Annotated in this window: 12 protein-coding genes; 3 read left to right on the top strand and 9 right to left on the bottom strand. The window is 69.9% G+C overall.

The genetic code is table 11. The features are described from left to right. Positions 1 to 30: 30 nt before the first annotated feature. From FBY35_RS05310 to FBY35_RS05300, 3 genes are all read right to left on the bottom strand, one after another. On the bottom strand, positions 31 to 294 hold the full coding sequence (locus tag FBY35_RS05310; protein ID WP_142212670.1) for a hypothetical protein: 264 nt from the start codon (positions 292 to 294) through the stop codon (positions 31 to 33). A gap of 462 nt (positions 295 to 756) precedes the next feature. Next, on the bottom strand, positions 757 to 3,144 hold the full coding sequence (locus FBY35_RS05305; RefSeq protein WP_142212669.1) for a Tex family protein: 2,388 nt from the start codon (positions 3,142 to 3,144) through the stop codon (positions 757 to 759). A 129-nt stretch (positions 3,145 to 3,273) separates the two neighbouring features. After that, positions 3,274 to 4,137, bottom strand: a complete 864-nt coding sequence (locus tag FBY35_RS05300) for an SCO6745 family protein (RefSeq protein WP_142212668.1) — start codon at positions 4,135 to 4,137, stop codon at positions 3,274 to 3,276. Between the two features lie 113 nt (positions 4,138 to 4,250). On the opposite strand from FBY35_RS05300, the gene FBY35_RS05295 reads away from it, so the two are divergent. Both FBY35_RS05295 and FBY35_RS05290 read left to right on the top strand, forming a co-directional pair. Next, entirely contained in the window at positions 4,251 to 5,213 is a 963-nt protein-coding gene (locus tag FBY35_RS05295; protein WP_142212667.1) for a GlxA family transcriptional regulator, read from the top strand. A 93-nt stretch (positions 5,214 to 5,306) separates the two neighbouring features. After that, positions 5,307 to 5,948 (top strand): DJ-1/PfpI family protein, encoded by a 642-nt coding sequence (locus FBY35_RS05290; protein ID WP_142212666.1) that lies wholly within the window; start codon positions 5,307 to 5,309, stop codon positions 5,946 to 5,948. On the opposite strand, the gene FBY35_RS05285 is transcribed toward FBY35_RS05290, so the two are convergent. Further along, positions 5,932 to 6,675, bottom strand: a complete 744-nt coding sequence (locus FBY35_RS05285; protein WP_142212665.1) for an enoyl-CoA hydratase/isomerase family protein — start codon at positions 6,673 to 6,675, stop codon at positions 5,932 to 5,934. The genes FBY35_RS05290 and FBY35_RS05285 overlap by 17 nt on opposite strands. A 205-nt stretch (positions 6,676 to 6,880) precedes the next feature. Between FBY35_RS05285 and FBY35_RS05280 the strand changes: the two genes are divergently transcribed. After that, positions 6,881 to 7,348 carry an ATP-binding protein gene (locus FBY35_RS05280; RefSeq protein WP_142212664.1) on the top strand — a complete coding sequence of 156 codons (468 nt, stop codon included), beginning with the start codon at positions 6,881 to 6,883 and terminating at the stop codon, positions 7,346 to 7,348. Positions 7,349 to 7,366: 18 nt separating this feature from the next. On the opposite strand, the gene idi is transcribed toward FBY35_RS05280, so the two are convergent. From idi to FBY35_RS05255, 5 genes are all read right to left on the bottom strand, one after another. Continuing rightward, positions 7,367 to 7,969, bottom strand: coding sequence for an isopentenyl-diphosphate Delta-isomerase (gene idi / locus FBY35_RS05275; protein ID WP_142212663.1), 603 nt, complete (start codon positions 7,967 to 7,969; stop codon positions 7,367 to 7,369). A gap of 132 nt (positions 7,970 to 8,101) precedes the next feature. Beyond that, positions 8,102 to 9,043, bottom strand: coding sequence for a cation diffusion facilitator family transporter (locus FBY35_RS05270; protein WP_142212662.1), 942 nt, complete (start codon positions 9,041 to 9,043; stop codon positions 8,102 to 8,104). A gap of 317 nt (positions 9,044 to 9,360) precedes the next feature. After that, a complete protein-coding gene (locus tag FBY35_RS05265) occupies positions 9,361 to 10,128 on the bottom strand; it encodes an FAD:protein FMN transferase (protein WP_260848517.1) in 768 nt (255 codons plus the stop codon). Further along, positions 10,121 to 10,564, bottom strand: coding sequence for an FMN-binding protein (locus FBY35_RS05260; protein ID WP_142212661.1), 444 nt, complete (start codon positions 10,562 to 10,564; stop codon positions 10,121 to 10,123). The genes FBY35_RS05265 and FBY35_RS05260 overlap by 8 nt, the downstream gene beginning before the upstream one ends. Positions 10,565 to 10,576: 12 nt before the next feature. After that, the gene (locus FBY35_RS05255; protein WP_142212660.1) at positions 10,577 to 11,941 is read right to left on the bottom strand and encodes a ferric reductase-like transmembrane domain-containing protein; all 1,365 of its coding nucleotides are present in this window, start codon (positions 11,939 to 11,941) and stop codon (positions 10,577 to 10,579) included. Positions 11,942 to 12,090: the final 149 nt, after the last annotated feature.

Raw genomic sequence — 12,090 nt, 5'->3', positions numbered from 1 at the left:
GAACTTTTTGGCTGATGGCTTGACTTGGGCTCAGGATGGTAGTGACGGTCGCCCATTCGGGCGGGTCGCCTCATAGGGCGCAAAACGTTGTTCGCCGAACTCGGCCTGCGCTGCCGTGCTCATGCCCCGCCAGTATTGGAGATTGAATGCCGTGCCGTCATCGACCGACGCCAGTGCTGCACGGTGTTTCTCGCTGCCGGGGTAGACGTGCGGATCACGATGGTGTCGGCCAACGGCCCAGACGATCATGAAAACGCCTTGGGTCAGTACGAGCGCGGCGGTGAGGTAAATCAAGGCCAAAACTCCAAGGGCACTGTGGAATCGTGAGGGCACGCACGAGTGGTTGATTCGGCTGTCCAGCCAGATGGTCTCGCCGAGGCTGAACAGACCGGCTCTCCGCCTCGCGCCGGAAGAGGTGGCTCGGGGCAGGCAAGTAACAGGAGCCATTCGTTTCGTCTCAACGTGCCGGAGGCGAGACGGGACTGATCCCACTATGGGAGCGATCCTGCGACCGTAAAAGAGTTCTGCAATGAATTAAGGGAACTTTCATTGTTCTGGACTGGTCATTAGCATTCCGTGGATTGCCATTGGTTGGTGGCCCTGGGTGTCTCGGCTCACCGAGGATACTTTGGCCGTGCGTTTTCAACTTGCGGTGCTCTCGGCAGCCGTTACTGCGTGAAGAACCAAGAAGAGGGCCCGGACGGTACGCAGACCGTCCGGGCCCTTATGAGGACGGTGACCCGCCCTGATGCCTCGTCAGCGACGTCGGCCGGGATCCGCGAGACCCGCGCGACGCAGCGCGTCAGCCATCGCGCTGTTCGCGGGCGGCGGAGCCTGGCGGTCGCCGCCCCGCTCGCCGCTGCGGTCCCCGCGCCCGCCCTGCCGGCGGCGCTGTTGCTGCGGCGGACGGCCGCCGCGCTCACCCCGCTCCCGCTGCTTCGGACCGCCGCCGCCCGCCTCCTTGGGCGCGGCCTCGTCGTCGAGGCGCAGCGTGAGCGAGATCCGCTTGCGCGGGATGTCGATGTCCAGGACCTTCACCCGCACCACGTCGCCCGGCTTCACCACGTCGCGCGGGTCCTTGACGAACGTCTTCGACATGGCGGACACATGCACCAGGCCGTCTTGGTGAACACCGATGTCCACGAAGGCACCGAAGGCCGCCACATTGGTGACCACGCCCTCCAGGATCATCCCGGACGCCAGGTCGCCGATCTTCTCGACGCCCTCCTTGAAGGTGGCCGTCTTGAACGCGGGCCGCGGGTCGCGCCCCGGCTTCTCCAGCTCCCGCAGAATGTCGGTCACCGTCGGCAGACCGAAGGTGTCGTCCACATAGTCGGCCGGCTTCAGCGAGCGCAGCACCGGGGCGTTGCCGATCAGGGATGCGACCTCCTCGCCCGCCGTCTTCACCATGCGCCGCACGACCGGATACGCCTCCGGGTGCACGCTGGAGGCGTCCAGCGGGTCGTCGCCGCCGCGGATCCGAAGGAAGCCGGCGCACTGCTCGTACGCCTTGGGGCCGAGCCTCGCCACGTCCTTCAGCGCCTTGCGGGAGCGGAAGGGGCCGTTGGAGTCGCGGTGCGCCACGATATTCTCGGCGAGTCCGGTGCCGATGCCCGAGACCCGTGAAAGCAGCGGCGCGGACGCGGTGTTGACGTCGACTCCGACGCCGTTCACACAGTCCTCGACGACCGCGTCCAGCGAGCGGGAGAGCTTCACCTCGGACAGGTCGTGCTGGTACTGGCCGACGCCGATCGACTTGGGGTCGATCTTGACGAGTTCGGCCAGCGGGTCCTGGAGGCGGCGGGCGATGGACACGGCGCCGCGCAGTGAGACATCGAGGCCGGGCAGCTCCTGCGAGGCGAACGCGGACGCGGAGTACACCGAGGCGCCCGCCTCGGAGACCATCACCTTGGTGAGGCTCAACTCCGGGTGTTTGGCGCACAGTTCAGCGGCAAGCTTGTCGGTCTCGCGGGAGGCCGTGCCGTTGCCGATCGCGATCAGATCGACCGAGTGCTCCTTTGCGAGCCGCGCCAGCCTGGCCAGGGACTCGTCCCACTTGTTGGCGGGAACGTGCGGATAGATCGTGTCGGTGGCGACGACCTTGCCCGTCGCGTCGACCACGGCGGCCTTCACACCGGTACGGAATCCGGGGTCGAGTCCGAGCGTGGCCCGGGTGCCGGCCGGCGCGGCCAATAGCAGATCCCGCAGGTTCGCGGCGAAGACCCGTACCGCCTCGTCCTCGGCCGCCGTGCGCAGCCGCAGCCGCAGATCGATGCCCAGGTGCACCAGGATCCGCGTCCGCCATGCCCAGCGAACCGTGTCGGCGAGCCACTTGTCGCCGGGACGGCCGCGGTCGGCAACATCGAAGCGCCGGGCGATCATCGACTCGTAGAGGGAGGGGCCCGGCTGCTCGGACGGCTCCTCGGGCTCCAGGACCAGGTCGAGTACTTCTTCCTTCTCGCCCCGGAACATGGCCAGCACCCGGTGCGAGGGCAGTTCCTCGAAGGGCTCGGCGAAATCGAAGTAGTCGGCGAACTTGGCGCCCGCCTCCTCCTTGCCCGCGCGTACCTTCGCCGCCAGCCGCCCGCGCGTCCACATCCGTTCACGCAGCTCGCCGATGAGGTCTGCGTCCTCGGAGAAACGCTCCGTCAGGATGGACCTCGCGCCCTCCAGCGCCGCCGCGGCGTCCGCGACGCCCTTGTCGGCGTCGACGAAAGCGGCGGCGGCCGCGAGCGGCTCCACCGACGGATCGGCGAGCAGCCCCTCGGCGAGCGGTTCGAGACCCGCCTCGCGCGCGATCTGCGCCTTGGTGCGCCGCTTGGGCTTGAAGGGCAGATAGATGTCCTCGAGGCGCGCCTTGGTGTCGGCCGCCCGGATCTGCTCCTCGACCTCGGCGGTGAGCTTGCCCTGCTCGCCCACGGACTGAAGAATCGCGGCCCGCCGCTCCTCCAGCTCCCGCAGATAGCGCAGCCGCTCCTCCAACGTGCGCAGCTGCGCATCGTCGAGCATCTCGGTCGCTTCCTTGCGGTAGCGCGCGATGAACGGCACGGTCGACCCGCCGTCGAGCAGCTCGACGGCTGCCGTCACCTGCCGCTCGCGTACGCCGAGCTCCTCGGCGATCCTGCCTTCGATGGACGTCGTCACGGTTCCCCGACTCGCCTTCTCATGCTGGTCGTGCTGGCTGTGCTTGAGAGTGCATTGTGCCGCGTGGCCGGGGCCCGTGTCGCGCGCCGCCTCGGACCCGATCCGGCCGTCGGGCCGCACCGGCGGGCGTCAGTCCTTGCTGCTGAGGTCCGCGGGGAAGGCGCCGGCAGCCACGGCGAGGCTCAGCAAGCCGCGCGCCAGTTCGGTCAGCCGCTCGACGCCCGCGGCGCCCAGATGCTCGTACGGAGCCTTGTCGATGCGGTCCGTGTGGTCTTCGAGCCCGGCCCGAAGCTGAGCGCCCGCCTCGGTCAACTCGCCCTCGGCGTCCAGCAGTCCGCGCTCGCGCAGCCGCTCCTGCGCGGCCTGCCAGTCGGTGCGCCGCCAGCCGCGGGTGGCCAGGATCCAGCGCGGCGCCGCACCCTTCCCGGTCGCCGTGTGGCTCACCATCGCCTCGAGGGGATCGAGCCCGGCCGAGAGCAGGGCGGCGAGATGGCCGTCGCCGCGGTGCTCGCGCAGCAGGGTCGCGGCGTGCCAGTACGCGAGATGGGGCTCGGCGGGCACGGGCAGATCCGCGTGCGCGGCGTACAGCGGCCGGGCGTGCCGCGTGCAGGCCTCGGTGGCACGCAGCGCCAGCTCGGCGGCCTCCGCCAGTTCCCTGGAGGCGATCACCTCGTCGCCGAGCAGCCGCCTCAGGGTGCGGTCGGCGATGCGCAGCCGGGCGTCGAGCACCGCCTCGGGTGAGGCGGTGGCCCACACGGCGGGCAGATGCTGCGCGATCAGCTCATGGCTGAAGTTGTAGAAGGTGGCCGCGACCGTGCCCTGGCCGACTGCCCCCATCGCGGCCGCGCGCGCGGCGAAGTAGGCGGCGCGCTCGTCCCCGATACCGAGCCGCGCGTACTCCGCCGTGAAGTCCGGCGAGAAGTAGAGCGTCGAGTGCAGGGGGTTGAGGGCGTGGTGGCAGTGGCGGCCGGAGCGCGCAGGCAGAGGACTCATACGAATGACGTTACCGACTGGTCGGTACGTCGTGAACCCCTGGGTCCGTCATGGCAGGAAAGGTGGGGTGCTCGTCATTGCGGACGGATCGCGGCCCGCGAAGGATGAGAGCCATGACAGAGCGATCCGTGCTCGTCGTCCTGTTCGACGGCGTGCAGAGCCTTGATCTCACGGGCCCCGTGGAGGTCTTCGCGGGCGCCGCCAAGGCCGTCGGCGACCCGGCTGCCTACCCGGTCCGCACGGCCTCGGCGGACGGTGCCGCCGTACGGACGTCGAGCGGGCTCACGATCGTTCCGGACACCTCGCTGGCCGCCGCTCCGTGGCCGCACACACTCCTCGTCCCGGGCGGTGAGGGCACCCGCCGTCCGGAGCCCGTGCTGATCGACTGGCTCCGCGAGAACGCTCCGCGCGCCCAGCGCCTGGTCTCCGTCTGCACCGGGGCCATGCTGCTGGCCGAGGCAGGCCTGCTCGACGGCCACCGGGTCACCACCCACTGGGCCACCTGCGACCATCTCGCCCGCGCCTATCCGGCCGTCGAGGTCGACCCGCACCCGATCTTCGTACGCGACGGAAAGCTCGCCACATCCGCGGGCGTCACGGCGGGAATCGACCTCGCGCTCGCCCTGGTCGAGGAGGACTGGGGCCGGGACGTGGCGCTCACCATCGCCCGCCACCTGGTCGTCTTTCTCCGGCGCCCGGGAAACCAGGCGCAGTTCAGTGCCCAGCTGTCCGCGCAGACAGCCCGCCGTGAGCCGCTGCGTGAGGTCCAGCGGTGGGTGACCGAGCATCCCGCCGACGATCTGTCGGTCGAGTCACTGGCGGCGCGCGCACGGCTGTCGCCGCGGCACTTCGCCCGTGCCTTCCAGGCGGAGACCGGCATGACCCCGGGTCGGTATGTCGAGCGCGTACGCCTCGAACACGCGCGACGACTGCTGGAGGACACCGCCGACGGGGTCGAGGAGGTCTCACGGGCGTCGGGCTACGGCACGCCCGAGGCCATGCGCCGGGCCTTCGTCAAGACGCTGGGCGCGGCACCGGCGGAGTACCGCCGCCGCTTCCACGCACCTGTCGGATGAACCCACTGACTTCCACTGTCATCCGCTGACATCCACTCACATCCACTCACATCCACTCGAATTCACCGAGCATCCGCTGAAAGGGACCACTCGATGCAGATCGCGATCCTTCTCTACGACCGCTTCACCACCCTCGACGCCGTGGGCCCCTACGAACTCCTCGGACGGCTGCCGGGCGCCGAGACGGTCTTCGTCGCCAAGGAGGCAGGTCCCGTACGAGGCGACCAGGGCAGCCTCGCACTGATCGCCGACCGCACCCTCGCCGAGGTGCCCACCCCGGACATCGTCCTGATCCCGGGCGGCCCCGGCTCGCGCGAGGCCATGCGCGACGAGGCGATCCTGGACTGGGCCCGTACCGCCGACGCGACCAGCACCTGGACCACCTCCGTGTGCACCGGCTCGCTCGTGCTCGCCGGCGCCGGACTCCTCAGCGGCCGCCGCGCCACCAGCCACTGGCTCGCACTGGACGAGTTGGTGCCGCTCGGTGCCGAACCGACGGGGGAGCGGGTCGTCTTCGACGGCAAGTACGTCACGGCGGCGGGCGTCTCGTCCGGCATCGACATGGCCCTGCACCTGCTCGGCCGGATCGGGGGCGACGAGGCCGCCCAGACCGTACAGCTGCTCACGGAGTACGACCCGCAGCCGCCCTACGACGCCGGCTCGCCGGACAAGGCGCCGTCGAAGATCGTCGACTACTGGCGCGGCCAGGCCGAGAGGGTCACACCGTCCAGGTGAAACGGGGCGCCCGGCGCTCCAGGAAGGCGGCGACCCCTTCGGCTCGGTCGCCGCCGGAGCGCGCCTGCTCCTCCCAGTAGGCGTCCCGGTCGGTGCGGCCGGTCGCGAACTCCTTCGCGGCGGCCTGGGTGAGCTGCGAGCGCGACGCGACGATCCGCGTGAACTCCGCGACCCGCTTTCCCAGTTCGCCCTGCGGCAGCACCTCGTCCACCAGCCCGGTGCGCAGCGCCCGCTCCGTATCGATCAACTCGCCGGAGAACAACAGGTACTTGGCCGTCGCCGGGCCCACGAGCGAGACCAGCCGCCGGGTCGTCGAGGCTGGATAGACGATCCCGAGCTTCGCCGGGGTCACCCCGAACAGCGCGTCCTGTTCCGCGAACCGCAGGTCGCATGCCGCGGCGAGCTGGCAGCCGCCGCCCACGCAGTAGCCGCGCACCGCGGCGAGCGTTGGCTTGGGGAACGCGGCCAGCGCCTCCTCGGCCCGTACGGCCAAGATCTGCGGGGCCTCGCCGGGCTCCCGCAGCGAGGAGATGTCGGCGCCGGCGCAGAAGGTCGGGCCCTCGCCGGTCAGCACGAGGGCTCGCACTGAATCGTCCGTGGCCAACTCCGCGAGCAGCCGGGGCAGCGCGCGCCACATCCCCGCGGTCATGGCGTTGCGCTTGGCGGGATTGCTGATGACGAGGGTGGCGACCCCGTCCGCGACGGTGCGTTCCAGCTGCGGTTCCATGCGCGGATGCTATCCGTCGCCCCGAACCCACCAATCAGCCAGAAGAAGATCAGGAACGGTCGCGCGACTGACGGTGTCATACCCACTCGGTCAGAAAGCGTCGATAGGTGGTGATTTATGTTCAGCTATCGGGTCCGGACCAACGAACGCCAACACTGATTACTCGATGGTCAGTCGCAGTCGAGCCGAGGGTGGGTGCCGGACTATGGAGATCCGCGGGAGCGTCCCGGCCCGGCCCCTCGCCTACGAGGGCGTCTGGCGATTCACCGCTCCAGCGGTCGATGTGTCCGTACCCCAGGCCCGGCACGCCGTTCGGGATCTGCTCAATCGTCAGGGCGTCCCCGTTCAGGACGACCTCGTCCAGGGACTGCTGCTGATCGTCTCCGAGCTGGTCACCAATGCCGTACGGCACGCGGCCCTGCTCTCGCCCCAGGTCGCCGTCGAGGTCGCCATCGGTGCCGAGTGGATCCGGGTGTCCGTGGAGGACAACCATCCCTACCGGCCCAAGGCACTGGAGACGGACTACGCGCAGACCGGCGGCCGCGGCCTGCTTCTCGTCCGCGAGATCACCCGGGAGGCCGGCGGATCCTGCGACGTCGAGCACACCGCGAGCGGTGGCAAGATCATCTGGGCTGCGCTGCCGCTGAGACCCAGCGGCTCCGTGGCCTTCTGACGCTCCGCGCGCGTCCGGTCACCAGCCGCCGGAAGGGCCGGTCAGCTCCCTGATCGCCGGGCGCGCCGCGTCGAGCACGGTCATGAACCACGCCGAGAAGGGACCCTCGGCATGCCTCGCCTGAAGCTCCGTCGGCGACACAAAGGCCGTCTCGCCCACCTCGGCCGGGTCCGGCCGCGGCGGAGTCTGCACGAGTCCCACGAAGAGGTGGTTGTACTCCTGCTCCACCAGGCCCGAGTCGGGGTCGGGGTGGTTGTAGCGGACCGTGCCCGCCTCGGCGAGCAGCGAGGGCGAGAGCCCCAGCTCCTCGTGCGTACGCCGGGCGGCCGCCGCGAACGGGGCCTCGCCCGGGTACGGGTGCCCGCAGCAGGTGTTCGACCAGACACCGGGGGAGTGGTACTTGCCCAGCGCCCGGCGTTGCAGCAGCAGCCGCCCGTGCTCGTCGAAGAGGAACACGGAGAACGCCCGGTGCAGCAGCCCGGGCGCCTGATGGGCGGCGAGCTTCTCCGTGGTGCCGATGGTGTTGCCGTGCTCGTCGACCAGTTCGAGCAGGATCGCTTGGGGGCTTCTGCTCGGCGAACTGGACGAACTGTTCGTCGCGGTGGCTGGTGAGGTCGGCATAACCATCCTTCGCATCGGTCCTCGGCGGCCCTGGGTGGCCTGCCCAGTCTGCCGTACAAAAGCGGCTTGTCCGCACTTCGGCAGTCCGGGCATGCCGCCTGCACTAGCCCGGACGGCCCAGAGCCGAACCCCTCAGTGACACAGCCTCGCCTCGTGCTCGGCATGGCCGACCGGTTCGAGCTGGAAGGTGCAGTGCTCCACATCGAAGTGATCACCGATGCACCCCTGCAGATCATGCAGCATTTTCTCGTGCCCGACCGCGTCCAGGACATCCTGGTGCACCACCACATGCGCCGAGAGCACCGGCATTCCCGAAGTGATCGTCCAGGCATGCAGATCGTGTACGTTCTCGACTCCGGGCAGCGCGAGGATGTGCGCCCGCACCTCACCCATGTCCACGCCCTTGGGGGCCGCTTCCAGCAGCACATCGAGCGTCTCGCGCAGCAGCTTCCAGGTGCGCGGCACGATCATCAGGCCGATGACCAGGGACGCGATGGGGTCCGCCTGCTGCCAGCCGGTGGCGAGGATGATGCCCGCCGAGACCAGCACGGTGAGGGACCCGAGTGCGTCGGCGAGGACTTCCAGGTACGCCCCGCGGACGTTCAGGCTCTCCTGCCGGCCCCGTACCAGCAGGGAGAGCGAGACCATGTTGGCGACCAGGCCGACCGCGGCGAACGCGATCGTCAGTCCGCCCCTGGTGTCGGCCGGAGTGATGAACCGCTGCACCGCCTCGTACAGCAGGTAGCCGCCGACGCCGAGCAGCAGCAGACAGTTGGCGAGCGCGGCCAGGATCTCCGCCCGCGCGAAGCCGAAGGTGCGGTTCGCCCCCGCGGGCCGGTTGGCGAAGTGGATCGCGATCAGAGCCATGGCGAGCCCGACCCCGTCCGTCGCCATATGGGCGGCGTCGGCGATCAGCGCGAGCGAGTCGGACAGGATGCCGCCGACGATCTCCAGGGCCATCACGCCCAGCGTGATCGACAGGGCGATGCGCAGACGTCCCTTGAAGGCCGATGCCGCGGTGCCGGTCGGCGGCGCTCCGCCGTGCGAGTGCCCGTGGTCGTGCCCAGCCCCCATGTAAGACGCCTCCTGGTTCGTCGGAAGTGACTGCCGAGACCTCAGTGAACTACGGGCGGGGGGTATCGGGCAACACGGGACTGAACACCGTTGTCATATCGCCTGACCTGCGAAAACGGCCTACAGGACGAAGGTGGGACGACCCGCAGGTCGGCCCTGTTCTCGTAGAGCTACGGCCGGGTGGCGTGTAGCACTGAGTAACTGCTTGAGGCTGCGGTCGGTCGCGCTGCTGAAGGGCCGAAATGGGGCGAGCAGGGTGTGAGGGCGAGAGCGTGCGCTGAGGGGTGGCCCTCGTTCCTTGCGGGCAGTGCCCCGCCTCATGATCCGTATCGGCGGAATCCTGAGGTTCGCCATTCCCGGCCGTCGGGCAGGATCGCGAGCGCTTCGTAGCCCTCCATTGCCTCCAGCCAGTGCCGGGCGCCGTCGCCCATGGCGAAAGCGGCGGTGGCGTACGTGTCAGTCATGGTCAGGTGCGGACCGACGACGGTGAGGGAGGCGAACGGGGTGACAGGGGTGCCGTGGTGCGGGTCGAAGATGTGGGCGCCGCGTTCGGCGGTGCCGGAGGTCGCGATGGCCAGGTCACGGTGGGCCGTGACGACGGTGGCGAGGTCGCCGGCCCGCAGTGGGTGGGCGATGCCGATGCGCCAGGGGGTGCCGGGGGCTGCCTGGCCGCGGAGTTGGAGGTCGCCGCCGGCGTTGACGCAGGTGTGGTGCGCGCCGGCGTTGTGGAGGAGTCCGGATGCGGCTTCGGTGGCCCAGCCTTTGACGAGGCCCGAAGGGTCGAGGGCGCCGGCGGGAACGATGCTGAACCAGCCGTTGCTGTCGTGGGTGGCCCGTGCGCACAGGGACAGGACCTCGTGAACCTCGGGTGGGCAGTCGGCCAGATGGATGTCTCCGCGGTTGAGGCGGCTGATGTGGCTGTCGGGCCGGTAGGTGGAAAACACGGCGTCGACCCGGTGGAGGTGGCGTACGGCCTCGGCGAGGGCGCGGTGGATGGCGGTGGTGGGCTTGTCCCGGATGTCGAAGGAGAAGACCGTGCCCATCACGTGCTCGACGTGGCGCAGCGCGTGTGCGATGTCAGGCATGGGCCTGGTCCAGGGCGCTCTGCAGGGACTGGATGTAGCCCTGACTGGTGTAGCTGGCACCGGATACGGCGTCGATCTGCGCGCTCTGGGCGCCGATCGCCTCCTGGGTGAGGCGGGGCACCGCGTAGTCGGTGATCTGCTGGTCACGGCCGTTCTGGTCCGGTGCCTGGAGGACCTTCACCGCGCTGATCTTCCCCTTGGCGAGGGTGACGGCGACCTGCACGGTTCCGTACTGGGTCTCGACGGGATTCCCGGTGAAGGTGCCCGTCCCCGTGGACGACCCCGGCGGCGTGCCCGCGGGGATGGGCGCGGAGGCCGTGGCCGAGGGCGTCTGCGGCGCTCTGCCTGCGAGCCCGGGGAGTTGGTGGGGTTTGAGGGAGAGCAGGGCGACGACCAGGGCGCTGATTCCTGTGGTGGCGAGAATGGCTCGGCGCATGGCGGGTTCTCCTCAGAACGCGAACGACTCGTGGTGGATGCGCCGTGCGGGTACGCCGGCTTCCCGCAGGGCGTGGGCGGCGGCCTGCGCCATACCGGGCGGCCCGCACAGGTACACGTCGTGCGCGGCAAGGCCCGGAACCAGAGCGCTGAGGCTCCGAGCAGTGAGGGGAGAGGAGCAGTCGGCGGGTTCGTCGAGTATGTAGTGCACGGTGGCCCGTCGGCGGGCGGCTATCGCGTCGATCTCACCGCGCAGGGCGAGGTCCTCGACGCGGCGGGCGCGGTAGACGAGGGTCACGTGTCCCGGCAGCGTCTCGAAGAGCGTGCGCAGGGGGGTGATGCCGACGCCGCCGGCCAGGAGGAGCACCTGGGGAGCGGTGCGGCGCATCGCGGTGAAGCTTCCGTAGGGCCCTTCGGCCCACACCCGGGTGCCGGGTGCCAGGCGGGCCAGCGCGGCGCTGTGGCCGCCGACGGTCTTCACCGTGATGCGCAGGTGGTCGGGGTGCGCGGGAGCGGAGAGGGAGTACGGGTTGGCGGTCCACCACAGCCCGCGGGCCATGAAGCGCCAGCGCAGGAACTGCCCCGGCTCGCCGCCCAGTTCGTCCAGGTGCTCGCCGGTGAGGTGGACGGAGACCACGCCCGGAGCCTCGGGGTGGATCGCGGTGACGCGCATGCGGTGGCGCAGTCCGCGCCGTACGGGGACGGCGAACCGGAACCAGGCCAACAGCGCGGCGACGCCGAGAAACAGGGTGTACCAGGCGATCTGGGCGAGCCGGTTGCCGACGAAGTCGGCTCCGTTGGAGAGCTGGTGGCCGAACGTGAGGAAAACGGCCAGGTAGGTGGCGAAGTGCAGATAGTGCCAGGCCTCGTAGCTCATCCTGCGGCGGGCCGCGCGCGCCGAGAGGATCCCGGTGAGCAGGAACAGCAGAAAGCCGATCGTGCCCTTGAGCAGGTCGGGGTAGTGGAAGACGAGAGTGGACGTCTGGCCGACCACGCTCGTATGTGAGGCCAGGGAGTAGCCCCAGATGATGAGCAGGGTGTGGGCCAGGGCCAGCGAGATGGTGCAGCGCCCGCCGAAGGCGTGCCAGCGGGCGAGCCGGTCCGTGCCGATCCTGTGGTCCAGGAGCGGTACGCGGGCCATCAGGGCCAGCAGTACGGCGCAGGCGTAGCCCGCCAGCAGCCCGGTGATCCGGCCCGCGCCGGTGAGCCAGCCCGCCGGGCCGACCACCGCGTTCGTGTCGCTCCACCACAGGGCCAGCACGCCCGCGGCACCGGCCCAGATCACCAGCGGGACCAGGAACGGCACAGGGCTGCGGCGTGGACGCCGGTGCCGCATGCCACGGGTCGCATACGTGGTGCTGGTGAACATCGTGGTCATGCGGCACCTCCCAGTCGGGCTCGCTCGGGCGAGGGGCCGCCAGCCTCACAGCCCAACTTCTGTGAACCCTCTGAAACCCTCCCGCCGACCGCCCTCAGCGCCGATTCATAGGAAACTCAAAGACACGGCTCGTCCTGCGACGGCGTGCT

Source organism: Streptomyces sp. SLBN-118 (assembly GCF_006715635.1).
In the GTDB taxonomy this organism is placed as follows: domain Bacteria; phylum Actinomycetota; class Actinomycetes; order Streptomycetales; family Streptomycetaceae; genus Streptomyces.
The sequence above is the reverse complement of the archived record's forward strand: the minus strand, read 5'-3'. Positions and strand labels throughout refer to the sequence as shown.